This is a genomic window from Streptomyces sp. NPDC096323 (assembly GCF_040302845.1).
Lineage (GTDB): Bacteria > Actinomycetota > Actinomycetes > Streptomycetales > Streptomycetaceae > Streptomyces.
In genome coordinates, this window is the sequence record NZ_JBEOSI010000019.1 from 1 (window position 1) to 24745 (window position 24745).

Below are 24745 nucleotides of genomic sequence, written 5' to 3' on the forward strand. Positions count from 1 at the left end.
CGTCCTCGTAGACTTCCAGGCAGTCCTCGATGACCACGTCGAACCCGTTCCGGTCGAGGAAGGGCAGGAAGAGGTCCGTGGTCTGGACGGGGCTGTAGCCCTCCAGGCCGCCGCGCACGATCAACGCCCGTCGTCTGGCATAGCTCATGTGCTTCATCGGTCCTCTCGACACGGCCGGGAAAGGCGGACTGCACGTCGCTCCGAAATTTTGCGCGAAAACAAGTAACACTGGCCGGAGTGAACTGTAGAAACCGGCCCGGTGGGCGTCAAGGGATGGCGCGCGCCCATTCGGCAGGCCTGTGTGTTCCGGCCGTCCGCGCGGTCGGCGTATGGGAACGTGCCCATCCGCACCCGGAGTTCGGGAAGGCGGAAGGGGCGGGGCCGCGTCGGCCGTCCTCCGTCGTAGGCGGGGACCACCGGTCCGAGGCCGAGCGCTGTGCGTGCCGATCCGGCCCTTCGTGCCAGCGCGATAAAAGTTTCGAAACATTGCTCTTGCGCTTCGTGCCCTTGTCCAGGAACCGTATAGACATCTCCGACGCGAGACGCAGCCGACGGGAACGGCAGCCGATGTCTTGCGAGTTCTGACCTTCCGGCTGCCCGCGGAGGCTGCCGGCGTCCCATTGGCTCGCGTTTCACCACGACGGTTCTGACGCTGTGGAAGGCCGGCGGGGAGCTGCTGGAGGATGCCGAGCGGGTGGTGAGTGAACTCGCCGGCAATGCGACCACCCACGGCCGGTGCGATCTGACCGTTCGCCTGCGCCTGGACGCGAAGGGGCTCCTGGCACGTCACGGTCATCGAGCGTGGGGGGCGACGAACCTGGGAGCGCTGCCTCCCCACCGGCCGATGACGAGCACAGCAGAGGCATGCACATCATTCAGGCGCTGGCCGCGCGCATGTATGTGACTCGGCAGAGCCGTAGCAGGCGCACGGTGGTCGTCCTCACCGCGGGTATGGGTGGTGCGGACATCACCGCGCATGCGTGAGGGCTCGCAGGTCGGAGTCCACGACGGCAACCCGAGCCCTTGGGCCACCGCGTCGGACAGCCTCCCCTTCTTGCCGCTCACCGCCCTCGCCCTCGCCGGCACCCGCGACCCCAGGGCCCGGTCGGCGAGGGCGGAGCCGAGAGGCTATCGGGCGGTATAGCCGCCGTCGACGGGCAGGGCGACGCCCGTGACGTAGCTCGCGCCGGGACTGCACAGCCACAGGACGGCCTGGGAGATCTCCTCGGCGCTGCCGAGGCGGTCGATGGCCTGGCCCGCCGCGGCCCGATCGCGGTCCAGTTCGCCCTTGGCGGCCATGGCGTCGACCATCGGGGTGGCGATGATGCCGGGGCAGACGGCGTTGATGCGGACGCCGCGGGAGCCGTATTCGAGGGCGGCGCTCTTGGTCAGGCCGATCACGCCGTGCTTGGTGCCGTGATAGGCGGCGCGGCCGGGGTTGCCGACGAGGCCGCCGAGGGAGGAGCAGTTGACGATCGCACCGCTGCCCTGGTCGCGCATGTGGCGCAGTTCGTGCTTCATGCCCGCCCAGATGCCGCGCAGGTTGATGCTCTGGACGCGGTCGAATTGCGCGGCACTCTCGTCGAGGGGCGGGCCGTGGTGGGCGGGCCGTGGTCAAGGATCCGAGGGGGCGGGTCAGTGCCGTGGTGGCACCGGTGCGGTGGCGTCGTCGGGTACGAGGGCGGGGGCGGCGCCCTGGGCCACGATCCGGGCCTGCCGTCGGGTGCCGCCGAGGGTGAGGGCGATGAGCGGCAGGAGTGTGAGGGTGGCGGAGAAGGCGCCGACCAGGGCGGGTCCGGTCAGGCCGAGGGAGGTGTGCATGGCTGTCCCGGCCAGGGCGGAGCCGGCGGCGATGCCGGTGTTGTAGGCGGAGGTGGTCAGCGCCGAGGTGAGGGTGGGGGCGTCGCCGGCGAAGCGGACGGCGAGGGCGGTGACGACGGGGTTGACGGTGAACCCGGCCAGGGCCATGAGGAAGACCAGGGCGACGGCGGTGACGGGCCCGCTCGACAGCGGGATCAGCAGGAGCAGTGCCAAGGCGGTCACGGTGGCGGCGGTGATCGTGGTGGCCATCGGGTGGCGGTCGCCGAGCCGGCCGCCGATGGCGGTGCCGCCCAGGGCGCCGAGCCCGAAGACGATCAGGACCAGTGGAACGGCCCTGGCCGGAACACCGGCGCGGTCGGTCAGCAGTGGGGTGATGTAGGTGTACGTGGCCAGGACCCCGCCCATGATCAGGACGGCGGCGGCCAGCGCAAGCCACAACCGACCCTGCCGCAGCGCCCGGACTTCGGCCCGTACCGACATCTCGGCCCGCCGCTCCGTCCGGGGGATGAACCGGCCGATGAACACGGCCGCGAGTCCCGCGAGGGCGGCCAGGGCCCAGAAGGGGCCGCGCCAGCCGGTGTACTGGCCGACGAAAGAGCCGATCGGGACGCCGACGACGTTGGCCAGGGTCAGGCCGCCCATCATGACGCCGACGGCCCGGGTCGCCCGGGCGGGGCCTGCGGCGGCGGTGACGATGACGAAGCCGACGGCCCAGAACGCGCCGGTGGCCAGCGCGGTCAGCACCCGGGCGGCCAGGATCACGGTGAAGGAGGAGCTGAGCGCGGCGACGACGTGCCCGAGGGCGAATACCGCAAGGGCCGAGACGAGAGTCAGGCGCCGGGGCAGGCGCAGCGCGGCCAGAGCCATGGCCGGCCCGCCGACGATCATGCCGAGCGCGAAAGCGGTGATCAGCAGACCGGCGTGGGAGACGCCGACGCCGAGGTCACCGGCGATCTCCGGGAGCAGTCCGGCGATCACGAACTCGGTGGTGCCCATCAGGAACGTGCCGACGGCGAGCACCCACACGACTAGGGGCAGCTTGCCCGTGGGGGTGCCGACTGCGGAAGGCATACGGGTTTTCTCTTCCTCTAGGGATTTCAGGCAGCCGCCCGGGTCAGGCCGCGGCTTCGATGGTGATGCGCGGCGCACCGCCGAGCTGGTCGGCGCTGACGTCGAGGTGACCGAGGATGAGCAGGTCGGCCGAAGGGGCGGGCCCGTCCTGGTAGAAGAGGGCCAGATTGCCCCAGGGTGCGTAGTAGGCGATGTCGCCGACCTTGGCCGAGACCGGCTCGGGGGCACCGGAGGTGTTCAGCTTGCGCGGCAGGTCGGCGACCCGCTCTGTGCCGTGGAAGTCCTCCAGGCCCAGGGTGAGCGGGAGCAGGGCGGCGAAGTCGCGGGCGGCGGGGCTGTCGTTCAAGGTGGCCTCGATGGGGCGGCCGTCGAGGGTGACCCGGATGTCCATGGCGGTGCTCCCTGATGAGGGGGATGGCGGGGTGGGGGCCGTCGTGTCCTGCTGCCCCGGGGACGCCGAGGCGGAGGATGGGGCGGCCGGGGTGGATTCCTGCGCGTCGCCGGAGCAGGCGGTCACGGCCAGCAACAGGACGGCTGCTGGAGCGGCGCGGACCGGACGGCGGCGGACTGCGGAGTTCATGGAAGGGATCCTCGGGATTGTCATGCGGGCATGGGCTCGGCGCCGTACCGGAAGGCCCCGCGCACGTCGCCTGGGGCATAGATCATTGCTCCGCGCATCAGGGATTCCTTACGTACGAGAGCGGAGGACCGTCCGGGTCCACGTGCCGACGTCCCCCGCCCCGCCGACGGAGCGGAGGAGAACGCCATGGCATCCAGGTAACCCGTACTTCGCGCGCGCAGCGAGTCACTGACAAGGGGTGTACCAGCAGGACGTCCCTCCGTCGGCGACCAGGCCGTACCGTCGAGGTGTGGACACCCGGCAGCGGCCGGCAGATCAAGGGATCGTGACTTCAGACCTCAAAGATCGTTCGACCTCGCGTGATCGACCCCGGCATGCCGCTCAAGACGCCTCTCCCCGCCGAGACCGCTCCGTCACCGGGCGAGGCACGTGTGCGGAGGCATCGCTGGCAGGGCTTCTCCTGCGAATCACGTGTGGTCCGCGCCTCCGCCCCGTGTTTCCCGCCCGTGCTGATCATCGGCGGGGCATTCCAGCGCAAGGAATCGTGGGGGCGCTGCGAGGGCGTGTTCCTCGAAAGCATGGACGTGCTGACCGTCGACCCGCCCGGCTGGGCGCCGCCGACTTGCTGCCCGAAACCTACGGCGCCGACTTTCTTGCCGACGCCATCTGCCACATGCTCGACGAGTGCGGTGTCGGGCTGGTCAACGTGCTGGCCGGCTCCTACGGAAGCGCTATCGGCTACGAGATCGCCCGGCGTTACCCCGGCCGGGTCGGGCGCGGTCCTGGTCGGCACGCCGAGATCCGCGATGCCGACCACATGCTCATCCTGGAACGGACCGCGGAGACCGCCGACTTGATCACCCGTTTCCTCGCCGGCAAGCCGCTGGACGGTCTGCCCTACCGCCGCAGCATCGAACGAGTGGCACCGGCCGTTCGCCTGGCACCGAGCCCAGAGCGCTGATTCAGAGGTCTGAGCTTGGAGGGGTGTCACGGTGGCAGGTGACGTCCGGCGACCGGTTCTATCGCTCGTCGGCGTGGTGCTCGGGGGAAGCCTGACGGCGTTTGCTCAGCGTGCCACTCAGCGGTCCGCCGAGCGGACCGAGCAACGCAGGCAGGTGGCAGAGCGGAGAGCCGTCGGGCGGAACAGCCGCAGGTACTCAAGGAATTCGTCGCGAGGGCGCAGGCTGCCCCGTAAACGATCTTCAGTAAGACGCGGGCGGGGCCGTAGAAGGCCACGTGCTGGGCAAGCATGGGTGGAAGCCGGACAGGTCGGTGGAGCCGTCCGCTCACCGTTCGGCCTCCGCCCGCCTGGTGGCCCGCGCAGGCCGAACGCCTCGCCGCGCGGCGGCAGGTGACGGGAGATGGGATTGCCCTCGTCCGCACCATTGACGCGGTCATGCCTCCCTTGCATCATGGGAGCGCTCCCATAGCTGCGCGCACCGATGGCACCCATCGACCACTCACACCGGGCGTCCTGCCGACCGACGCGGCGCTCGCCCGAGGAGGACACGTCATGCCGCTCGCACACCTCCCCGCCACCGGCTGGTTGGGCCGGCCGCCCCGCACGGCCGGACGAATCGCGGGCAGGCGCCCCGCCGCAGCGCTCGTCTGCGCCCTGGCCACGGTCGCCGCCCTCGCCGCCGCACCGCCGGCGCCCGCCGCGACCGGCCGAGCCACCGCGGACCCGGCCGCAGCGGCGACGGCCGCCGACGAGGCGTCGGCCGTCGAGGTCTCCGTCAACGCGGGGCTGGGGCTCGGCACGATCGACAAGGCGGCGTTCGGGGTCAACCACGCGCTCTGGGACTCGCACATGAACGACCCCGGGGTGACCGGCCTGCTGGGCGAGGCGGGTGTCGGCATGATGCGCTACCCGGGCGGCTCCTACGGCGACATCTACCACTGGAAGGACCACACCGCCCCGGGCGGCTACGTGGCCCCCGGCACCACCTTCGACGAGTTCATGGGCAGTGTCCGCGCCTCCGGCTCCCAGTCGATGATCATCGCCAACTACGGCACCGGCACCCCGCAGGAGGCCGCCGACTGGGTCCGGTACGCCAACGTCACCCGCGGCTACGGGGCGAAGTACTGGGAGATCGGCAACGAGATCTACGGCAACGGCCAGTACGGCAGCGGCTGGGAGGCCGACGACCACCCGGACAAGAGCCCGCGTGAGTACGCCCGCAACGTCCTCGCCTACGCCGGTGCGATGAAGGCGGTCGACCCGACGATCAAGATCGGCGCCGTGCTGACCACGCCGGGCGACTGGCCGGACGGCATCATCGGCCCGGGCGACTCGGCCGACTGGAACCACACCGTGCTGTCCGCGGTCGCCGGGACGATCGACTTCGCCATCGTGCACTCCTACCCGGGCGGCGCCACCGCCGACGAGGCGCTGAACCGGACCGCCCGGCTCCCCGGACAGCTCCGCGAGGTCCGCAGGCAGATCGACCGGTACGCCGGGGAACGCTCGTCGAAGATCGGCATCGCGCTCACCGAGGTCAACTCCAACGTCCAGATGAACAGCCGCCCCAACGGCCTGTTCGCCGCGGACACCTACATGACGGCACTGGAGAACGGTGTCTTCAACGTCGACTGGTGGAACGTCCACAACGGACCCACCAAGGTGGAGACGGTGGACGGCGACACCGACTTCAACGACTTCGGCCTGCTCTCCAGCGGTGGCTGCGTCGGCGATGTCTGCCAGCCGGCCGTGAACACGCCGTTCCACCCGTACTACGGCATCAAGTCGCTGACCGAGCTGGGCCGTCCCGGTGACACGATGGTCGCTTCCTCCACCGACAGCGACCAGGTCTCCGCGCATGCCGTGCACCGGGCCGACGGCACCCTGAGCGTGATGCTGATCAACAAGGACCCGCTGAACTCCCGCACTGCGGAGATCAGTTACGCCGGATACACGCCCACCACCCAGGCGCCGGTCGTGCACCGTTACGGCCGCGGCGACACCGATATCACCCGGGTGGCCGCCACCGCCGGGGGAGACCAGGTGCTGCCGCCGTACTCGATCACCACGATCACCGTCGCCCCGCACGCCGCCGCGGCCTCGGTCGGCGCGCCCGGCGCACCGAGGGCCACCGCCGTGGACAGCTCGACCGCCACGCTGAGCTGGACGGCCCCCGCGAACGGAAAGGCGGTGCGCTACGAGGTGTACGAACAGCTGGGCACCAACGCTCAGTTGGTCGCCACCTCAACCTCTGCCTCGGCGACGCTGCACAACCTGCCGCCGGGCTCGGAGCACACGGTCAACGTCCTCGCCCGGGACGCCGACGGCCGCCTCTCGCGTCCCTCCGAGCCGCTGACCTTCGCCACCACGGCTCCGCGCGACAGCAGCTGCCTGGTCAACTACCGGGTGGACAGCGGCTGGGGCAACGGATTCGTCGCCACCGTCACGGTCTCCAACGTGGGTGACGCCCCGGTCAACGGCTGGACCCTCGACTTCACCTGGCCGTCCACCGGCCAGTCCGTGCAGAGCTCCTGGAACGCGAACGTCACCGGCTCCGGCACGCGCGTCCATGTGACCGACAACGGCGCCAACGCCGAGCTTGCCCCGCGCGGCGGCTCCACCGCCACCTTCGGCTTCGTCGGAGCCAACGACGGCGCCAACCCCGCCCCGACGGCGTTCACCCTCAACGGCACGGTCTGCCGCACCTCCTGACCCACCGCCTGCGGCCTGACCCACCGCCTGCGGCCCGGCCCGCCCCCGGCGGGCCGGGCCGCAGGCGCGCGGGAGGATTGTCGCCCGCACCCCGGAGGGGGCGGGCGTCGAGCCGGTACTTCCTTCTCGACGGGGAAGCCTTCCTGTGGAACCAGACCGCCGGGTCGCGCGACCGTACGTGCGCCAGGTGCCGGTGTCCGAGGCCGGGACCGGGCTGCCGTCCGGCCTCGGGCTGATGGCAGACGACGAGTGCGCCGCCGTGCGGCGGCGGAGCGGATTCCCAGGCGGCGGTGGCTTCTATTCGGCCCAGGCCCGCTCCAGCTGGGTGCGGAAAGCGGCGGGCTCTCGTCCGATCAGCTCGGCGAGCGCCGAGTCGACGGCGGTGAACTCGTCGTTCCGTGCGGCGGCGAAGATGCTGAGCAGCAGGTCGGCGATCGGGGCCGGGGTGCCGTGCGCCAGGAGCTGCTCGCGGAAGGTGTCGTCGGGGACGACGGTGCGGGTGAAAACCCGTCCGGTGGTCCGGGACGCGATCTCGGCGACCGTGTCGAAGTCGAGCGCCGCCTGGCCGGTGAGCGGCGGGGTGGGGCCCTCGAAGCGGGTCTTCCCGGCGAGGATCACGGCGGTGCCCTCGGCGAGGTCGTCGTGGCTGGTCCAGGCGACGGGGCCGTCGGCGGGGAGGGCGATGTCGCCGGTGTGGCGGGCGGACTCCAGGAACTGCAGGGCGCTGGAGGCGTAGAAGCCGTTGCGGAGCGCGGTCCAGGGCAGGCCGGTGGCGCGCAGCAGGTCCTCGGTCTGGGCGTGGTCGCGGCATGCCTGGAAGCGGGAGTCGCGGGCGGCGCCCATCTGGCTGGTGTAGAGAATGCGGCCGACGCCGGCCTTCACCGCGGCATCGATGGCGGCGCGGTGGCCGCTGACGCACTCCTGGCCCGTGCGGTCGAGGGAGACGAGGAGAAGTTGCTCGGCGCCCTCGAAGGCGTGCACGAGGGAAGCGGGGTCGTCGAAGCTGCCCTGCCGGACGCGGACGCCGCGGTCTGCGAGGTCCTGGGCCTTGCGGGGGTCGCGGACGCTGACGCCGACGCGGTCGGCGGGGACACGCTCCAGGAGGCGCTCGACGGTGCGGCGGCCGAGCTTTCCGGTGGCTCCGGTCACGATGATCACTAGGTTCTCCGAACACTGGTTCCGGTGGAATCACCCCAACGATAACATTGGAAATACCGATGGCATCAAATTCTCGATACCATCGGTTCATAGCTGGGTGCGACTCCACCGGCAGCCCTCGGCGCCGCATCGTCGAGGCGGCCGTCGAGCTACCGGAAGACGGCGGCCCTGACGCGGTGAACACCCGCGCGGTCGCCGCCGCAGCCGGAACCCAGCCGCCGGCGATCTACCGCCTGTCCGGCGACAAGGAGGGGCTCCCTGAGGTCGTCGCCGAGCACGGATACGCGCAGTTCCTGGAACGAAGCGCCCGCAGCTCGACCCCGCCCCGCAGGGCCGACGGTCCCCGCCAGGGAGACCGGACCCGCCGCGGCGGCCCGCGCGCTGCGCGCCGCCCTCGCCGACGCCTCCGATGTGCTGAGTGACGCCGAGCAGCCTGCTGCTTGAGTGGCTCACGCGCCTGGTGGCCGACGGCGGCGGCGCCTACTTGATCGGGCGTCAGGTGCCGCGGCTGCCGACACCCCCTGAGGCAGGCCCCGGGCCGGGCTCTGCGACGACATCGACGAGCTGGAAAGCGACCTGCCACCGCACGTCGCGAAGCAGGATCAACGCCGCGGCCAAAGCTGGGAGTGCCGCCACCTCGCCATCCGCCGAGTGCCACGCCGAAGATGCGGGCCGGCAGCATGCCGCCCATCGACTCGCTCAGCAAGTTGCCGATCACCGCTCCGCAGTGGTCCAAGGCCCCCGTCCGGCCGCCGGCGGGCCGACCACCTGAGCGGCCACGGTGGTGAGGCCGATGGGGGCGCCGGCGGCGATGAGGAGCGGTGGCGGGGGCGCAGCCCGCGGCGAGCACGCCCAAGCCGGTCAGACGGCCGCTTTGACGTACGTCATGTACTTGGCCCAATCCCAGGATGGGCCGGGATCGGTGTGGTCCGTTCCTGGCACCTCGTAGTGTCCGATGATGTGGGTTCGGTCCCTGGGTACGCCGTACCGGGTGCAGATCGCGGCGGTGAGCTGCGCCGACTGTCGGTACATCACATCGGTGAACCAGCTGGGGTCGTCGACCCACCCCTCGTGCTCGATGCCGATGCTGCGGGTGTTGTAGCTCCAGTTCCCCGCGTGCCAGGCGATGTCCTTCTCCCGGACGAACTGGCCGATATAGCCGTCCGCAGAGGCAAGCATGTAGTGCGCCGACACCTTCCGCGCGGGGTCCTGGAAGATCCGCCGGGCGTCCTGGAAGTACTCCTGGGTGACGTGGATGACGACCCGGTCGATGGCATAGCTGGTGGGCCGGTTGGAGACGGTGTAGTTCGAGGTGCTGGCGGGGATCCAGTGGGTGGTCGGGTAACTTGCGGCGCGGGCTGTGCCGGCGGTGAGGGCGCCGAGCGCGGTGGCGCCGGCGGCGACGGCCGCGCCTTTCAGCAGGCCGCGCCGTGACGGGTTCGAGATGTCCATGGGGGCTCCGTAACGCAGTCAGGGGAGTGTGCGCGTTCGTGCCGTGCAGGCCCAGGCGGAGTGGGCCGCTCGACGGTTGTCGGCGGCCCACCTGCTTTGGGCATGTCACCAGCCCGCGGTCACGGCGTGTTGTTGGCCAGGGCCAGGAGCCGGTCGCGGGTGCCGTTGAACTTGTCGTGGTCCACGTTGCCGGAGATGCCCGACACCGTGCCGGTGCTGGCGTACTGCCACACCGTCCAGGCCGGGAAGCCGGTCGGGACCGTGGGGCTGGCGGCGGTGGTCCAGTGGGCCACCCAGAGCGGGCTGCGGGTGGCCATGCCGCTCCAGCCGCCGGTGCAGGTGTTCCACCAGCTGGGGCTGGTGTAGATGACGATGTCTCGCGTGGTCCGGGTCTTGTACGTGTTGTAGAAGTCCAGGATCCAGTTGCGCATCGAGGTCTGGGACAGGCCGTAGCAGTTGCCCTCGATGTCCAGCACGCCGGGCAGCGTGAGGTTGTCCTTGGACCAGGCGCCGCCGTTGGAGGCGAAGAAGTTTGCCTGGGTCGCCCCGCTGGAGGCGTCGGGCCGGGCGAAGTGGTACGCACCGCGGATCACACCGGCGTAGTAGGCGTTTGTGTAGTTGGCGCCGAACGTCGGATCCTTGTAGCTGGTGCCCTCGGTGGCCTTGATCCAGGCGAACTGCTTGCCGGCGTTGCGCACCGAGGTCCAGTTGATCGTCCCCTGATAGTGCGAGACGTCGATGCCCTGGACGCCGTCGGTGGCAGCCATCGGGCTGACCGAACCCGGGGCCGTTTGCGTGTTGTGCATGGTGACGCCCAGGTAGCCCGTGCCCAGCGGGATCTGGCCGCCCTGGGACTGCGCGGCCTGGGCGGTGCTGCCGGCCAGCAGGCCGAGGGTGACGGTGAAGGCGCCGAGGGTGGCGGCGGCGCGGCTCAGTGGGGTTGAGCGAGATCTGGAGATGTGCATGGGGGACCTCCAAAGGTGTTGGCGGTACGACCAAGTCCGGAGGGTGCAAGGTGAGTTGTACACGTCAAAACTACGCGCGTAAAGTGACGCCGGATCCCCAAGGGTGCGACGAGCGAACTGGCCCATCAGGAGCGTGTACAGGTCGCGCCTCGGGCCAACGAGAAGCGGCGACCACCGACAGCGGTCACAGTAAAGGCAGCTGACCTGCCCGGACCGAGTGCCACGCTGGGGGATGAGCAAGGTCGCTTTCGTTACCGCCAAGGCCCGGTAAGACCGCCGCGGGCGGGCCGGTGGAGCTGGGCGAAGGCTGCATCGTCACGGAGAACGCGGTCCTGCATGGCACCCCCCGGCCCCTGCCCCCGCAGGCCCGGTGGACGTGGGCGTCAAGACGTTCCGCAGGTCCTCACCGGCGGTGGATGCTGACGGCATAACCGCCGCCGCCGTAAGGATCGGCGTCCCAGGTGGCGAAGCGGTCGACGAGAGTGAGACCGGCACCGGCGCAGAAGTCGTCGTAGTCCGACAGGGTGAGGCCGGGCAGCACCGGCAGGTGGGCTTCGTCCAGGCCGAAGCCGGCGACCAGCAGGCCGCCCGGACGCAGTGCCGCGGACAGGCGCTCAGCCACGGCGGCCTCGGTGCCGGGGGCGAGCAACGGGAAAATATTGCCCGCAGCGACGACGAGGTCGAAGCCCTCCGCGACGCCGACCTGGGCCGGCACGAACTCGGCCAGATCGAGCTGGAACCAGGGCAGTCCGGGCGCCTGCTTTCGCGCCACGGCCAGCATCGACGGGTCAAGGTCCACCCCGACACAGTCGTACCCGAGCTCCGCGAGCCGGATCATGACGCGCCCGGTACCACAGCCGGCGTCCAGCACCCGCGCTCCGGCAGGCACCAGAGCCGCGCAGAACCCTGCCTCACCGTGCACGTTCTTGCCGCTGCGGGCCAAATCCGCGAATCGTGCGGCGTAGTCCTCGCCGGACGCCTTGCCTGCCAAATCCGACCAACGGCTCATGAGGCAACTATAGGAGGTCCGCATGACGCCAACGGAGCCCAGGCATCCAGGAGCCCTCGACGCGGCGGCCCGGGCGCTGCGTCGTCCCCCCCGGCATCATCGAAGAACTGCGTGAGCAGACCCACCGCTGGTACGCAGCGGGGAACACGACGGCAGAGGTGTACCTCACGTGTACCTCACCGATGCCATCAACGCCTGCGCGGGCGACCCGTGCGGTCCACGGGGCAGGTCGTCCAGGGCCGCTGCTTCGACAGGGGAACCCTGCCGCTTACCTGGAAGCCCGGTTCGCGACCGCTTTGCAGCAACCGGAATATGGTCCGCGAACTCCCACAGTGTCCCGGCGCTTTTGACCAGCCCGGGGCGTCAGCAGGATGATCTACCGGCAGAGCAGAACGTGCAATCAGGGCGACGTACGGGGAGATCGTGGTGCGGGCGGCTGCCCGCACCCTCGGTGACCCGTACTGGTGAGGGCCGAAACCGCGCTGTGAGTGATCGTCGGACTGCTGTTCCCGGAGTGGTCCATCGGAGTATTCGACTCGGCCGTGCAGCGCAATCGGCGTGGGTCGGTCACGCCCTCCCGCGCTTGCGGCGTTACCGTCGCCGGAACCTTTCCGTATTCCGGTCGAGGGACCTCCCGTGCAGCAATCGTTCTTCCAACTGCTCGGCCGTTTCCTGAGCGACCCGCGATGGCGGGCCTTTCACTTCCGGGCCGCGTTGGCTGTCACCTCGGCCACCGCCCTGGTGCTGCTCACCGGCGCAGCGCTGGTCGTGCCGGTCGAGCGGGGGGCGACGGGTGCAAACATCACTTCCTTTCCCAAGGCCATCTGGTGGTCCATCGAGACGGCGACGACGGTCGGTTACGGGGACCTGTATCCCGTGACCGCGTGGGGCCGCGTCATTGCCACCGTGACCATGCTGGCCGGGATCACCACCTTCGGCATGGTCACTGCGGCCCTCGCCACCTGGTTCGTCGGCCGGGCGGAGAAGGAAGTCCGTGACGCGCGCACGGCCATAGGGCGCTATACCCGCGAAGGCGAGGAAGCCGTCAGTGCGGAACTCCGGATCCTGCACCAGAGGTTCGACCGCGTGGAGCAGTTGCTGAACCGTCACGGTGAACGCTGAGGGCCCCGCCCGCCTCACGTCCGATCACACACGGCCGGCTCAGCTCCGGCGGTCGACCGCTGCACCCGCATCGGCAGCACGGAAAGTCACACGCGATCAGAATCTCAAGGTGCACCAGTCGGCTCCGCAGGCCACCGCGTTGTACGCCGTTCCGCATTCGTCAGGTCCCCACGGCCCATGACGCCAGCCTGACCCCAACACCTCACCCACGTCGGGAGACCTGAGAAGCAGCGCCCAGGAAGAGATCAGCAAGGCCGAAGCCGCGATCGCACGACTGCACCGCCCGCCCGTCCCGCTCGGCTGCCTGCCGCGGCAACTGGGCGAGCCCTTCCGGGACATGACGGACCTGGAGGAGTAGGACCGCCCGGCAGCCCGTGACTGCGCCCGCATTCTGACGGATGGGCCTATCCGGCCCAGCTCGCGATCGTCTGGTCGCCGGCGTCCGCTCTGCGTTTCCTCCCGCGTGGTTGATGCCAGTGCTGCGGCCGCCGCAACCGGGACCGTGTTGGGGAGGGCCTGGTAGGCGGCGAGCTGGTAGGCCGGGTTCAGCGAGCATCTGTTCGGCTCGCTGACGCCGCTGGGCGTGAGCGGGAAGACGGCGCCCGCCCTGAGTGCGGTCGGCAAGGCAGGGCATACCCCTGCGCACGAGGGATCGAACAGGCTTGACCTGGATCGTGCCGACCGGTCCCAGCGCGGGGGCACGGAGGCGGGACTGGCCGTCGCGGGCATCAGGCCCAGCAGGTGCGCGATGCGGGCCGGTCCCCACCGCCGTACGAGACGGACCTTGATGATCCGGCGTCCGGTCCGGGTCGGCGTGCGCCTGGGGCTGTGGTGGGGGCGGCTGGGACGGTCGCTCATTTCCGCCTCGCCGAGTTCCCGGTAGCGGCCGGCCCACCGCTGTGCCGTGGTCGGCGAGACCTGGAACCGCTCCGCTGCCCGGCGCGTGCTGCTGTGCGAGGCCGAGAGTACGCAGGTCCCGGCCGAGGGCGAACAGGTGCACCCCACGCCAGAGGACGCCGGCGACACGGCCAGCGCCGCTCGGGCGGGCCGGTTGATCGTCACGCACATCGGCCGCTTCCTCACACCGCAGCAGGCGGTGGCACGCGCCTCTGCCCGGTTCGACGGCCCCGTGGACTACGCCGCCCCCGGTGCCGCCTTCTCAATCGATTAGGCCGCGACTGCCCAGGCTTTCGACGAGGGGGCCGCCTCCGAGGAAGGCTCCGGCGCGTACGAGTGGGACGACGGGGGCCCGCTGAGGCAGACTGGGGGTCATGGCCGACCCTCAAGCCGCAGGCGCGCCGTCGCGTTGGTTCGCGCAGGGACCGCGGAGCGTGGCGGAAACGCGTCGGTTCGTGCGCTCCGCCCTGGACGGCGTCGCATCGGACGTGGTCGAGACCGCTCAGCTCTTGACCAGCGAGCTGGTGACCAACGCGGTGCTGCACGCCCGGACGGAGGTCGAGGTTTCAGTCCGGGTGGACGGCGGCACGGTGCGGGTGGGGGTGGGCGACCGTCGGCCGGACCGGCCGGTCGTGGCGTACGCGTATCCGCCGTACGCCGGTACGGGGCAGGGACTGGTCCTCGTCGGGCTCTTGGCGTCCCGGCACGGCGTCGACGTGGTCGAGGACACCAAGACGGTTTGGTTCGAGCTGGTGCCCGCTGAAACTTCCGCCGGCAACGGTATGCCCCGGTGGTCGGGCGGGTGGGAAACGCCGGCGCCACCTGCGGACCCCTGCCCCGGCGCGACCGTGACCCTGGTCGACGTACCAGCAGCGCTCTACTCGGCTTCCCAGCAGCACCGGCACACTCTTCTGCGCGAGGTCGTCCTCGCGCTGGCCGCCGGAGAGGACCTGGGTGTGCCACCGGGCGAACTCGCCGCGGCCCAGGACATGAACCATCTGATCAGCACGTGTGTGACGGCCGCACTCCAACAGGAGTCCGGCGGAGCGGAGATCCGGTCCCTGCCCTTGCCTGTGCCGTCGGACGCCGGGCCCGCCGCGCAGGCGCTGAGCACGGTCCTCGACCTGGCCGAGGCGAAGGCCCGTGACGAACGGTTCCTGACCCTGCCGGCGCTGCCGCGCAGCCGCATCTTCCACCAGTGGCTGTTCGACCAGATCGTCGGTCAACTCGCCGGCGAGCCTCCCACCGCGTGGACGGTGGTGCCCCGGGAACCCGGCGCCAGCCCGTCGGAACTGGTTCCGTGGGACGCCGGCCAGGTGCGGGCCAGCAGGGTTCCGACGATTGCCGCCGACGAGCGGAACACGATCATCGCTGCGAACGGGCCCGCGGCGGACCTGCTCGGCTGGCAGCCCGACGACATCGTCGGACTGCCCCTCACCACCCTCATTCCGGAGCATCTCCGCAGACGCCACCTCGAGGCGTTCACGTCTCTGCTGCTCAGCGGGGAGCCCCGCATTCTGGGCCGCTCGGTACCGCTTCCCGCCCTGCACCGCGACGGCTGGCTGGTCCCCGTCCGCCTGTTCATCCAGTCCCGGGAGACGACTGACGGCCGCACCGTCTTCGTCGCGCAGCTCACTCCCAGGGCCACCGCGGCGGTCACCTCGACCCGCCCTCCCGGCGGCCGGGCCCGCTCCGTGGCAGCCCGGCAGACGGCCGGCCCCACCCCGTCGGCCGCACCGCACACCGGGGGAGCCGGCGCCGGGATGCCGCCGCTGAAACGGCTTTCCCTGCTGGCAGAAACCGAGGCCGCACTTAGCAGGGCCACGAATCTCGACGAGGGTGTGGAACAGGTGGGCCGGGTGCTCACCGCACGGCTGGCCGACTGGTGCGCGGTGGACCTGCTGACCGGGGAGACCGCCCAGGTGGACCGCGTCTGCGTCGTCAGCCGCACCCCCGAGACGGCCTGCCCCGATGCGTACACGCGCCGGCTTCCGCCCGTGTCGGAGTCCGCCCGCGGACCCCTCGCCCGTGCGCTACGCGGTGCAGGCCCGCTTCTCCTCGGCGAGCCATTGGCGACGAGCCATGCCACGAGTGCACTGGACGCCCACTACCAGGAACTGTTCCGCGGCATGGGGACGCGCAGCGCCATTGTCGCCCCGCTCCGGACGCGCGGGAAGATCATCGGCGCGCTCACCGTGGCCCGAGGCGGTGTGGAACGTCCCTTCACCGAGGACGACCTGCCCGTGATCGACGATCTGGCGCGCGCCCTCGCCCTCGGCATGGACAACGCTCGCCTCTACCAGGAGACGCGGAACATCGCCGAGCGCCTCCAGCTCTCGCTGCTGCCTGTACTGCCCGAGATCGACCACCTCCAGATCTCCGCCCGCTACGCAGCGTCTTCCACCACCACCCAGATCGGCGGCGACTGGTACGACAGCTTCGTCCTGCCCAGTGGGGACACCACACTGGTGATCGGCGACGTCACCGGCCACAACCTCGACGCGGCCATTGCCATGAGCCAGTTGCGCAGCATGCTGCGTGGCATCGCTGTGGACCGCCAGGAGCCCCCCGAGACGGTCCTCCACCGCCTGGACATGGCGAACCACACCCTCTACCAGGAGGCCACCGCCACCTGTATCTACGGACTCGTCAAGGGCCCGGAGGCCGGCCCCTGGGAACTGGTGCACTCCTCAGCCGGCCATCTGCCGCCCCTCCTTGTCACCGAGGACGGCCGCGCACGCTATCTCGAGGACGGCGCGGGCGTGCTCCTCGGAGTGGACCCCGACCTGCCCCGCCGCCGGGCCCGGGACGCGATCCCGGCCCGCTCGACCGTCCTTCTCTACACCGACGGCCTCATTGAACGCCGCGACGAGTCCCTGACCGACGCCATGGACCGCCTCCGCCGCCACGCCGCCGACCTGGCCGGCGAACCTCTCGACGTGTTCTGCGACGAACTCCTCATCGGTCTGGGCGCAGACAGCGACGACGACATCGCGATCCTCGCGGCCCGCCCCGTCCCGCCTACGTAGGCTGCCGGTACGCCGGGTAGCTTTCCGCTGTGACGGAGCAGCCGCCGTCCCCATGCGTCGATGCCCGACCGGTGTTCTGACGGCACACGGCCGGTGCCATCATGGAGCCGAAGAGGCGAGCCGTCGACCGGGAGGCCGAGGCGTTGCCCCGGCCTGGCTCGGGGCCGAGTGGGCGCCCGCGACCGACAGGACGAGGCTGCTACCGGCGGGCGCCTGCGGTGGCGTGCACACGCACAACGGTGTCCGGCTGCTGGACCGACAGAGCCGGCCGCACGCTTCCCGCACTGCCCAAGGGGAAGCGACCCGGCCAGAACGCCGCGCGCTCTCCTCCCCGTGCTTCCGTAGCGGCTGCAATGCGTGCACCTGCCGTCCAAGCAGCTGGTTACGCGGTTCGCGCACGTGGCGGCTCGAAAGTCTGCCAGGAAGAACACAACGACGATGCTCGGCCGGAACACCCCAGCCGATCGTCTGAGGCCTTGGTCGTCGGGTTCTGCCCCCCTTTGTCGCCTGGCGGTTCCTTCGGGGTCTGCCTGTATGGCGAGCACCGGCCGCATGCGGGCGGGCCGGGCAGATCGTGGAGTCGTTGGACACGGCCCTCAGCCTCTGCGCATCGCCCTCCGTCCGGCAGTTCGTCACGTTGAACGGTCGGACGGAGGCGTGGGCCTCAGGCGAGGACGGCCGAGTAGCTGTCCAGAGTGACCCAGGTGATGTCGTTGGTCGCCGTACCGCCGAACACCGTGATCCGGCCGGAGGTGTGGACCTCCACACGGCAGGAGTTGATGCCGGCGGAGTTGTTGCGGGGACAGACCGCACGCACCACCTTCGGCACCGTGATCGTCGTCGGCATGGTGCCGATCACGGTGTCGGCCGTGAACTGGCCGGTGAATCCGCCACGCATCTGAAGGAAGTCCGTGCCGGCGATCTTCACGACGCGGACGGCCGGGACGTCCACGGCAGCGGTGACTCCTGCTGCCAGGGTGAGCGGCTGCCAGTCCTGGACGACGCTTATGCCGCCGGGGACGTCGGCCGCGGAAGCGGGGGTGGCGAGCAGGGGGGCACCGATCGCTGCTGCGGGGACGGCGACGGCCGCGGTGAGCAGTGCGCGGCGGCTGGTGCTGGTTCGGGGCATGGCTGATCCTCCGGGATCGTAAGGAAGTCGAGGGGGGCGCGGGCGCGGAGACAGACCGTCAGCGCCAGGCCGCCGAGAAGTTGTCCAGGCCGATCCAGGAGATCCTGTTGTCGGCGGTCGGACCGAACACGGAGAGTTCGCCGCGGGCGTTGGCCTCCACACGGCAGACGCAGCGGCCACCCTGGTTGTTGCGGGTGACTTCGGCCCTGACGGTACGGCTGGGGGTCAGCGTCGGCGGGAGCTGGGCGAACTGGCCCTCGACGGTGATGTCGCAGTCGAAGCCGCCGCGAAGCTGGAGGTAGGTGGTCCCGGCGAGGGACACCAGGCGACCGCGCGGGCTCATCACGCCCGTCTGCGGAATTGCTCCGGAAACGCCCGTGAACGCGGTCCAGTCCGTCAGCAGCTTCACTCCCTGCACCGGCGCGTCCGTTGAGAGAAAACAGATCGTCGCCTCGCGCGGGGTGGTGAGGCTTCCGTTGAAACCGAACAGCAGCCGTGCCTCGTCGCCCATCGGCTCGATGCACATGCCTTCCGGTTCCCGGAGGTCGAGACCGGGCACGGCGGTGATGTGCTGGGGCCCTGCGGCGAAGGAGCCGTCCGCCCAGGACACGGCGGTGATGTGGGTGTTGTCCGCGCTCGGGCTGCCCGTGTAGATGTAGAGATACTCGCCGAGCGACGCGAACCCCTGGGGGGTGGGAGTGTCGAAGTCCGAGAAAAATTCCCCACTGCCCGTACGCAGCTTGATCGTTCTCGTCGCGGTCCAGGTGACATCGCCGGTTATCGGGTCAATGGGGTACTGGCTGAAGAAGACCTCTTTTGCGTTGTTGATGTATCGGATAGTGAGGCGGTTGTAGACGGGATCGACGTTGGGGGACGTTTGCGTAGCGTCCGGCAGGGGGCGAAAAGGCGCCGAGACTTCGGGCGAGGACATGGTGAACGTCTGCCCGGGACGGTAGGGGACCCGGGCCACGCGGGTTCCGTAATGACCAGACATCGGCCCTGCGTCCGTCCAGAGATAGGTCGTGCCGCCGATGTGCTGCGCGCCTATCTGGTTTCCGTGGCCGAAACCAGCGAGGTGCATGTTGTCGATCGGCCGCCCAGTCTTGCGGTCGATGCGGTAGACGCACAGGTTCCCGTCCGTCAGCGCGTCGCGCACCTGCACCACGAAGAGCTCGTGCGTGACCGGGTCGACAGCCATGGACTGCCCGGCCCGCGTATGTGTCTCATGGTTCAGCGGCGTGCCGCTGAGAATGCGGCCCCAGGGGCCGGTCAGGTCTATGAGATCCGAATGAGCCACGAAGAAAGTCCCTCCCATGCGGCCCGGCGTGGTCCGCACGGCGAGATCCTATGTGAGTGGGCTCCCGGGTCAGTGACGCGCGTAGCGCCTGGCGGCGCCTCCAGCAGGGCGGCGAGTGCGGGCCGGCGCAGCCGGAAGCGGTCCTGATCGTCGACGAGAGCGGGTGGGTCGTCTTCGGGACCAGCGGCCTGTTTGGACACATCGCCATCGAAGTGGCCTCGCGCCGCATCGTGCACATCCCCATGGCCGAGTCTTCGGCCACCAATCACGTGAACAGGGACCTCGAAGCCTTCCACTGGTGCGTCGCGGCCACCATCGCCCGCCTCCCGTTCTGCGAAGAAGGCGAGGAGGACAGATTCGACGCGGCGGCGGGCGACCTCCGCGAGCTCCTGGCCACCCTCGACGACACCGCCCTCGCACACAACGGGCTATGGGAGCCCCTGTGGTGCGACGACGTCGCGATGGGCGGCTACGCGAACTGGGAGGACTGAAGCACGTCAGCCGTCCAGCTCGGCGGCGGGCTGTCGGTGGTTGCCGTGCGGCTTTTCGCAGGCATGCGTGCCCGGGCGCGCTCGCTGACCCCCCTGGAGACGTGACGGGAGTATCGGCGGGGGAGGGGGAACGGAGGCGCGGGAGAGGCCGGCTGGAATCTCAGGGAAGGTTTCCGTGAGATGCACCGGGGTTTGGCGGCCGCTGACTGACGTCCCGTCGTCAGGGGCTCGGGCGTACTTCGGCAACGTCGTGGGGCTTTGTCGTTCCGTGGGTGGTGGGTGGTGTTGTGTTAGGTGGTTTGGTTGGGTTTGGGGCCGGTTCCGCTGGGGCCTCGGTAGGCCTGTGCGATGGGTAGCCATTGTTTGGCTTGGGTGCCTTGGGCGTGTATGGCGAGGTCGGTGTGGTGGCGGCGGCGGGATACGAGGAGTGCGAAGTCGGCTGCGGGTCCTGTGATCCGGTCGGTGGCGTTTTCGGGTCCGAAGGTCCAGGTGGTTGTGTGGGAGGGGGCGGTCAACTCGAAGCGGAATTCGTGGGTGGGGGGGAGGAGTTTGTGTGCGTGGTAGCCGAAGTCTCTTGTGTGTACGCCGAACCAGGCGAGGTGTCCTACCCGGTCTGTGTATTTGCGTTGCACGCCGAGTGCGTCGGCGATGTCCTGGCCGTGTGCGAAGACTTCCATCATGCCGGCTGCGGCGAGCACGGTTGGTGGCAGCGGGTTGACCAGCCAGGGCACGGTGCTTTTCTGGTCGGCTGCGGAGAGCCCGGCTACGGAGGCGGCGAGTTCTTCGCGCCAGCGTGCTCTTGCGGCTTTGGGGCCTGCGGCGAGGAACTGGGTGAGTGCGCCGTCGACGGCTGCCTGGAAGCCGTTTTTGGCTTGTGCTGCGTATTGCGCGAAGCGTTGTGGGTCGTGTGCGGAGGTGGCGGCGAGGTGGCAGACGAAGGCGAGGTGGGCGACTTGGTGAGCCACGGTCCAGCCCGGGGCGGGTGTCGGGGTCTGCCATTGCTGGTCGTCGAGGCCTTCGAGGAGTGCGTCGATTTCCTCGCCCTCGGCCACGAGGTCTGCGTATACGTCGAGTGATTGCGTCATAAGCGGTCCTTCCCGGGTGTACGGGCGTGGCGCACGCCGGTCGGTGCGGCAGGAGGAGTCTGTTGCCGGGTCCTGTGGTCTGTCTTCTCGTGCGTTGCCCGGTGCGGATGGTCTTCGTGCGGTGGGGGGCCGGCGGGCAGTCACGAAGATGCGTGAGTCATCGCGCGCGCCCAAAATCGTGCAGGCCGCAGCAACTCAAACGCAGGGACACAGACCGCTATACGGCATTTTGCCGCGTCCGAGGGAGTTGGCCATGCCAGATCGGGATTGCCCGGAGTCGAGAAACGCCGTGCTGGAGGCGTTCGCCGACACGCTTATCCCTGGTGAGAAGCGCTATCCGCAGGACCGTGCGGTGGCCGGGGTGAGCGAGGGCGGGGGTGCGGTGGCGTCGGGTGCGATCGAGGTTCTTGAGACGCCGGAGGGCGGGATGGCCCCGGCACTTGGTGATCTGGCCCGTCTGCTGGGCGAGCACGCGGTCCGGTTCCGTGCCGAGCAGGGGCTGCCCCGCGATGACAGTGAGCCGTTCGTCGGGCTCGGTTATGACGAACGGCTGGCGCTGGTGGGTGAGTTGCTCGCGCCTGAACATCCGGAGCACGCGATGTGGGCCGGTCTGGCGATGTTCAGTTTCATGGCTTTCGATACGGGTGCGCACATGCATACCGCGGATGCGATGGCGGCGGGGCATCCGGGGCTGGCGATCCTTGGTTTCGCTCCGCCCGGCGAGGACGGGCTGTGGCGTTTCCCGGCTTACTCCTATGGCCGGCAGCTGGCTGACATACACCCTGACACCGATCCCACTGGGAGCCCCGTGTGAACGCGTACGAGTCCACGGACGTGTTGATCGTCGGCAGCGGCTTCGGCGGCTCGATCACCGCTTATCATCTCGCCGCCGGCGGTGCGAAGGTGACGGTGCTGGAGCGCGGGCCCTGGCTGAACGCGGAGGACTTCGATCACGATTTCAAGTTCGGTTCCTCTTCCACCCGGGTGTTCGACTTCGTGGTCGGTGACGGGATGAGTGTGCTCGGCGGTAACTGTGTGGGCGGGGGCAGTGTCGTCTATTTCGCGACTATGCCGCGTGCGCCGCGTTTCGCTTTCGAGCGGCACGGGTCGATCGGCCGGCGGATGTGGCCGTCGGTGATCGACCGTGACAGTCTTGAGCCCTGGTACGACAGGGTGGCCGAGGCTCTGCCGGTCACTCCGACCTCGTGGGAGGATGTGCCGTATATCGGGGGGGTCTTCGCCGCGGCGTGCAAGGCGGCCGGGCACACCGCGAATCCTTCGCCGTCGGCTGTGGACACCGCTTTGTGCACCAACTGCAACTGGATGATGTCCGGCTGCCGGTTCGACGCCAAGCGGTCTCTGCTGTTGAACTACCTGCCGGCCGCCCTTTCGTATGGTGCCCAGATCAGGCCTCTGCACGAGGTGCAGAAGATCACTGGGCTGGATTCCGGCGGCTACCGGGTGCATTACAACACGGTCCACGAGGTCGACTACCGGCAGCAGACCGGCTCGGGCACCATTGATGCGAAGGTCGTGATCCTCGCGGCCGGCACGGCGGCCACCCCGGTGATCCTGCAGCGCTCCGAGGCCGGTCTCGGCCCGATGCCGCACGCGGTGGGCCGTTACTTCTCCGGCAACGGCGAACGGCTCAACACCGCGGTCCTCGATGACGACAAGGTCAGGAAGCTGCTCGGGCTCTCCCGCGACGAGGCGAACGCGTACGGCGCCTACCAGATCGGCCGCGGCCCGGTCGTGGCGTCCTGGGACCGTCTGGACGGGGAGCTGCCGGAGTACGAGCGGTTCTCTTTGGAGCAGCTGTACTTTCCCCCGGGCTTCGGGACCATACTGGCGCAGGTCCCCGACGCGAAGGGTCCGACCTGGTACGGGCCGGAGAAGAAGGAGATGCTGCGCAGGTGGCGCTCGTGGCTGACGGTGTTCACGATGTCGGAGGACGACAACGAGGGGGTCTTCGGTCCGCCGCCGGCGACCGGTAACTCGGACCGGCTTTCGCAGCAGTTGCTGGGCTTCGGCTCCCTTCGCTACCGGCCCACCGCGAACACGCTGCGCGGGTGGGAGACTTCGGACGCGGCGGTGCGGCAGATCCTTGAGCGTGACGGGCTGTCGCGGGTGATGCCATGGACCAACGACGTGATCGGGGCGTACACCGTGCATCCGCTCTCGTCGTGCCGGATCGGCGACGACCCGGCCACCTCGGCGCTCGATGACCGCCATGAGCTGCGCGGGCACCCGGGTATTTTCGTCACCGACGGTTCGGCCGTGCCGGGGGCGCTGACGGTGAATCCGGCCTTCACGATCGCGGCACTCGCCGAACGGGCGGTTCCCGGGATCGTGCGGGCACTGCGTGAACGGGGAGTCGAGGTCCGCTACGGTGCGCCCGCTCCGGATGGCGGGTCAGCGGCCCGGCGTGGTACGGCGGCAGCCGCTCGCACGGTTTTGGGGTGAGGGGCGTGACGCCGGTCTCCGCGCGTGCCATGCGTGGTCTCGCGCTCGCTCAGATCCGCCATGTCACCCCGGTGCGGCCGGGCGGGGCGGACCAGCTCACCGCCCAGGTGTACCGGCAGATGGAGCGGGAGTTCGGCATACTGGCGCCGCCGGTGGTGCTGCACTCTCCCGTCCCCGAGGTGATGACCGGTGTATGGCTCATGCTCCGGGAGACGCTGATCGCGCCGGGTGTGGTGGGCCGTGCGGTGCGGGAGGCGGTGGCCGCGGCGGTCTCGGCGGTGAACGCGTGCCCGTACTGCGTGTCCGTCCACAGCGCCACGCTGCGCGGCCTGGCCGGTGGCCGGGCGGCGCGGAGCATCGCGGCGGGGCGGGGCGCGGAGGTGGCCGGGACGCGGCTGCGCGAGGCGGCGCTCTGGGCTACGGCGGCTGCCGCGCGGCCGGGGGCGGGCGAGCGCCCGCATGTGCCGTTCAGTGCGCGGGAGGCTCCGGAGTACGCCGGTGTGGCGGTGCTCTTCCATTACCTCAACAGGATGGTGAACACCTTCCTGGAGGACGCGCCGATGCCGGCGGGCGCGCCCCGGGCGGGGCTCGGCGTGGTGCAGCGTGTGCTCAGCCATGTGATCCGCGGGTCGAGCCGGAGGATCGGCGAGGCGGGAGCCTCACTGGATCTGCTGCCGTGGGAGCCGGTGCCGGCCGATCTCGCCTGGGCCGGGCCGAACGCGATGATCGCGCAGGCCTTCGCCCGGGCGGCCGGCGCGGTGGACCGGGCGGCGCGGCAGGTGGTGGCCCCGGGTGTCAGGGACTTGCTCGAGGGGGAGCTCACGGTGTGGGACGGGCTGCCGCGCGGGCTCAGCCGCGGCTGGGTGGAATTGCCGCTGGCGAAACTGGCGCCGGCCGACCGCCCGGCGGGCCGGCTCGCTCTGCTCGTCGCGTTCGCTTCCTACCAGGTCGACGCCACGGTCATAGGGGCCTACCGCAAGGACCGGCCGGACGACGCCGGCCTGGTGGCCCTGGCTTCCTGGGCGGCGCTGTGCGCAGCGCGCCGGGCCGGTGGCTGGCTCCCGGTGGAACCCGCCACGGACGGTGAGTACGGAGCTTGATTCCGAAGCCGGACCGGCCCGCCCGCGGGGCGCGGTGTGCCGCCCCGGACCGGGCTGCGGGCGGGGCGCGGTGTGCCGCGCCGGATCGGGCTGCGGGCGGGGCGTGGTGTGCCGCGCCGGACTGGGCTGCGGGCGGGGCGTGGTGTGCCGCGCCGGACTGGGCTGCGGGCGGGGCGCGGTGTGCCGCGTTCGTGGTGGGCGGGCAGCGCGTAGCGGGTTTCATGCCGGGCCGCGGCTGCCGTCCTGCCGGGGAGGTCTCGGGGCGGGGCGGCTGAGGCCCCGGCCGCGCCCGTGCGCCGGCCGTGCCGGTATCCCGGAGTCCGGGTGCTGGGACGGCTTTTGGCGTCCGGTGTCCAGGGCGGTTCGCCCCTGAGGACGCGGGCCCGGGGTCATCGGGTCGAGC

The 24745-nt window shown here is 70.3% G+C and carries 17 protein-coding genes and 4 pseudogenes; 10 read left to right on the forward strand and 11 right to left on the reverse strand.

Annotated features, from left to right (window positions below):
* Positions 1–1128: 1128 nt before the first annotated feature.
* From ABTX18_RS34920 to ABTX18_RS34930, 3 genes and pseudogenes are all read right to left on the reverse strand, one after another.
* A pseudogene (locus ABTX18_RS34920) lies at positions 1129–1593 on the reverse strand (SDR family oxidoreductase); the annotation flags it as partial.
* A 42-nt stretch (positions 1594–1635) separates the two neighbouring features.
* Entirely contained in the window at positions 1636–2892 is a 1257-nt protein-coding gene (locus tag ABTX18_RS34925; RefSeq protein ID WP_352126820.1) for an MFS transporter, read from the reverse strand.
* A 43-nt stretch (positions 2893–2935) separates the two neighbouring features.
* Complete coding sequence (locus tag ABTX18_RS34930) at positions 2936–3472, reverse strand: cyclophilin-like fold protein (protein WP_352126821.1); 537 nt, start codon at positions 3470–3472, stop codon at positions 2936–2938.
* Positions 3473–4094: 622 nt separating this feature from the next.
* On the opposite strand from ABTX18_RS34930, the gene ABTX18_RS34935 reads away from it, so the two are divergent.
* Positions 4095–4433: an alpha/beta fold hydrolase gene (locus ABTX18_RS34935; protein ID WP_352126822.1), complete on the forward strand. Its 339-nt coding sequence runs from the start codon at positions 4095–4097 to the stop codon at positions 4431–4433.
* A 552-nt stretch (positions 4434–4985) separates the two neighbouring features.
* Positions 4986–7145 (forward strand): cellulose binding domain-containing protein, encoded by a 2160-nt coding sequence (locus tag ABTX18_RS34940; RefSeq protein WP_352126823.1) that lies wholly within the window; start codon positions 4986–4988, stop codon positions 7143–7145.
* Positions 7146–7442: 297 nt separating this feature from the next.
* On the opposite strand, the gene ABTX18_RS34945 is transcribed toward ABTX18_RS34940, so the two are convergent.
* The gene (locus ABTX18_RS34945) at positions 7443–8303 is read right to left on the reverse strand and encodes an SDR family oxidoreductase (protein ID WP_352126824.1); all 861 of its coding nucleotides are present in this window, start codon (positions 8301–8303) and stop codon (positions 7443–7445) included.
* 59 nt (positions 8304–8362) lie between these two features.
* Here ABTX18_RS34945 and ABTX18_RS34950 point away from each other — a divergent pair.
* Positions 8363–8778, forward strand: a pseudogene (locus tag ABTX18_RS34950) (TetR/AcrR family transcriptional regulator); the annotation flags it as partial.
* A 386-nt stretch (positions 8779–9164) separates the two neighbouring features.
* Here the strand turns inward: ABTX18_RS34950 and ABTX18_RS34955 are convergent.
* From ABTX18_RS34955 to ABTX18_RS34965, 3 genes are all read right to left on the reverse strand, one after another.
* Positions 9165–9755, reverse strand: a complete 591-nt coding sequence (locus ABTX18_RS34955) for an N-acetylmuramoyl-L-alanine amidase (protein WP_352126826.1) — start codon at positions 9753–9755, stop codon at positions 9165–9167.
* 119 nt (positions 9756–9874) lie between these two features.
* Entirely contained in the window at positions 9875–10720 is an 846-nt protein-coding gene (locus tag ABTX18_RS34960) for a GH25 family lysozyme (RefSeq protein WP_352126827.1), read from the reverse strand.
* Between the two features lie 403 nt (positions 10721–11123).
* Entirely contained in the window at positions 11124–11729 is a 606-nt protein-coding gene (locus ABTX18_RS34965; protein ID WP_352126828.1) for a class I SAM-dependent methyltransferase, read from the reverse strand.
* A gap of 636 nt (positions 11730–12365) precedes the next feature.
* Here ABTX18_RS34965 and ABTX18_RS34970 point away from each other — a divergent pair.
* Entirely contained in the window at positions 12366–12851 is a 486-nt protein-coding gene (locus tag ABTX18_RS34970; RefSeq protein ID WP_352126829.1) for a potassium channel family protein, read from the forward strand.
* A 717-nt stretch (positions 12852–13568) separates the two neighbouring features.
* Here the strand turns inward: ABTX18_RS34970 and ABTX18_RS34975 are convergent.
* Positions 13569–13793: pseudogene (locus ABTX18_RS34975) on the reverse strand (helix-turn-helix domain-containing protein); the annotation flags it as partial.
* Between the two features lies 1 nt (position 13794).
* On the opposite strand from ABTX18_RS34975, the pseudogene ABTX18_RS34980 reads away from it, so the two are divergent.
* Both ABTX18_RS34980 and ABTX18_RS34985 read left to right on the forward strand, forming a co-directional pair.
* Positions 13795–14022, forward strand: a pseudogene (locus ABTX18_RS34980) (MBL fold metallo-hydrolase); the annotation flags it as partial.
* 100 nt (positions 14023–14122) lie between these two features.
* Complete coding sequence (locus ABTX18_RS34985) at positions 14123–16777, forward strand: SpoIIE family protein phosphatase (protein WP_352126830.1); 2655 nt, start codon at positions 14123–14125, stop codon at positions 16775–16777.
* Between the two features lie 664 nt (positions 16778–17441).
* Here ABTX18_RS34985 and ABTX18_RS34990 read toward each other — a convergent pair.
* Complete coding sequence (locus ABTX18_RS34990; RefSeq protein WP_352126831.1) at positions 17442–17906, reverse strand: hypothetical protein; 465 nt, start codon at positions 17904–17906, stop codon at positions 17442–17444.
* A gap of 58 nt (positions 17907–17964) precedes the next feature.
* Positions 17965–19203, reverse strand: coding sequence for a phage baseplate protein (locus ABTX18_RS34995; protein WP_352126832.1), 1239 nt, complete (start codon positions 19201–19203; stop codon positions 17965–17967).
* A 56-nt stretch (positions 19204–19259) separates the two neighbouring features.
* On the opposite strand from ABTX18_RS34995, the gene ABTX18_RS35000 reads away from it, so the two are divergent.
* Positions 19260–19694, forward strand: coding sequence for an SUKH-4 family immunity protein (locus tag ABTX18_RS35000; protein WP_352126833.1), 435 nt, complete (start codon positions 19260–19262; stop codon positions 19692–19694).
* A 290-nt stretch (positions 19695–19984) separates the two neighbouring features.
* On the opposite strand, the gene ABTX18_RS35005 is transcribed toward ABTX18_RS35000, so the two are convergent.
* Positions 19985–20779 carry a TIGR03084 family metal-binding protein gene (locus ABTX18_RS35005; protein ID WP_352126834.1) on the reverse strand — a complete coding sequence of 265 codons (795 nt, stop codon included), beginning with the start codon at positions 20777–20779 and terminating at the stop codon, positions 19985–19987.
* 253 nt (positions 20780–21032) lie between these two features.
* Between ABTX18_RS35005 and ABTX18_RS35010 the strand changes: the two genes are divergently transcribed.
* From ABTX18_RS35010 to ABTX18_RS35020, 3 genes are read left to right on the forward strand one after another with little or no spacing between them, the layout of a single operon-like run.
* Positions 21033–21593, forward strand: a complete 561-nt coding sequence (locus ABTX18_RS35010; protein WP_352126835.1) for a DUF5987 family protein — start codon at positions 21033–21035, stop codon at positions 21591–21593.
* On the forward strand, positions 21590–23242 hold the full coding sequence (locus tag ABTX18_RS35015) for an FAD-dependent oxidoreductase (protein WP_352126836.1): 1653 nt from the start codon (positions 21590–21592) through the stop codon (positions 23240–23242). The genes ABTX18_RS35010 and ABTX18_RS35015 overlap by 4 nt, the downstream gene beginning before the upstream one ends.
* A gap of 5 nt (positions 23243–23247) precedes the next feature.
* Entirely contained in the window at positions 23248–24342 is a 1095-nt protein-coding gene (locus tag ABTX18_RS35020; protein ID WP_352126837.1) for a carboxymuconolactone decarboxylase family protein, read from the forward strand.
* The last annotated feature ends 403 nt before the right edge of the window (positions 24343–24745 follow it).

Excerpts from the sequence above, each read along its gene's own strand:
- ABTX18_RS35005 (WP_352126834.1), bottom strand. The coding sequence starts at position 20,779 with ATGACGCAATCACTCGACGTATACGCAGACCTCGTGGCCGAGGGCGAG.
- ABTX18_RS34925 (WP_352126820.1), bottom strand. The coding sequence starts at position 2,892 with ATGCCTTCCGCAGTCGGCACCCCCACGGGCAAGCTGCCCCTAGTCGTG.
- ABTX18_RS34965 (WP_352126828.1), bottom strand. The coding sequence starts at position 11,729 with ATGAGCCGTTGGTCGGATTTGGCAGGCAAGGCGTCCGGCGAGGACTAC.
- ABTX18_RS34960 (WP_352126827.1), bottom strand. The coding sequence starts at position 10,720 with ATGCACATCTCCAGATCTCGCTCAACCCCACTGAGCCGCGCCGCCGCC.
- ABTX18_RS35010 (WP_352126835.1), top strand. The coding sequence starts at position 21,033 with ATGCCAGATCGGGATTGCCCGGAGTCGAGAAACGCCGTGCTGGAGGCG.
- ABTX18_RS34940 (WP_352126823.1), top strand. The coding sequence starts at position 4,986 with ATGCCGCTCGCACACCTCCCCGCCACCGGCTGGTTGGGCCGGCCGCCC.
- ABTX18_RS34985 (WP_352126830.1), top strand. The coding sequence starts at position 14,123 with ATGGCCGACCCTCAAGCCGCAGGCGCGCCGTCGCGTTGGTTCGCGCAG.
- ABTX18_RS34955 (WP_352126826.1), bottom strand. The coding sequence starts at position 9,755 with ATGGACATCTCGAACCCGTCACGGCGCGGCCTGCTGAAAGGCGCGGCC.
- ABTX18_RS34990 (WP_352126831.1), bottom strand. The coding sequence starts at position 17,906 with ATGCCCCGAACCAGCACCAGCCGCCGCGCACTGCTCACCGCGGCCGTC.
- ABTX18_RS34930 (WP_352126821.1), bottom strand. The coding sequence starts at position 3,472 with ATGAACTCCGCAGTCCGCCGCCGTCCGGTCCGCGCCGCTCCAGCAGCC.